The following is a 514-nucleotide window of genomic DNA, read 5'->3' as shown; positions in this document are numbered from 1 at the left end:
GTGACCATGCCCTTCTCGTCGACATCGCCGATCGCCAGGCAGCGCACCACCAGCGTCTTGCCCTTTTCGATGTCGACGAAGATCTCGTCTTCCGATTTCATGCCGTAGAAATAGGTCGGCGTCGGCAGCACGCTGACCGGCCCATAGATCTCCTGCGTGGCGGCGAAGTCGGAGAACACCTTCGGATACATCAGCCACGAGGCGAATTCGTACTCGCTGAGCTTGCGCTCGAGCTTCTGCTCGAGCTCCTTGCGGCTGGCCTTGAGATCGGCCGGCTTGAGCAGCGAGCCCGGCCGCGCCGTGATTGGCTTGTCGCCCTTCAGCGCCTTCTTCTGCAGCTTCTCAGGCCAGCCGCCGGGCGACTGGCCGAGATCGCCGCGCAGCATTGACACCACGGAGTCCGGGAAGGCGATGTCCTTGTTCGGGTTCTCGACATCGGCGACGGTCAGGTCCTGGCTCACCATCATCAGCGCCATGTCGCCGACGACCTTGGACGACGGCGTCACCTTGACGA

The 514-nt window shown here is 63.0% G+C and carries 1 pseudogene; it reads right to left on the bottom strand.

Annotated features, from left to right (window positions below):
* A pseudogene (locus D3227_RS40650) lies at positions 1 to 514 on the bottom strand (pyruvate carboxylase); the annotation flags it as partial.

This window comes from Mesorhizobium waimense (assembly GCF_003601975.1).
GTDB lineage: Bacteria > Pseudomonadota > Alphaproteobacteria > Rhizobiales > Rhizobiaceae > Mesorhizobium > Mesorhizobium waimense.
Note: the sequence above shows the minus strand (reverse complement) of the source record. Positions and strands in the feature narration are given on the sequence as shown.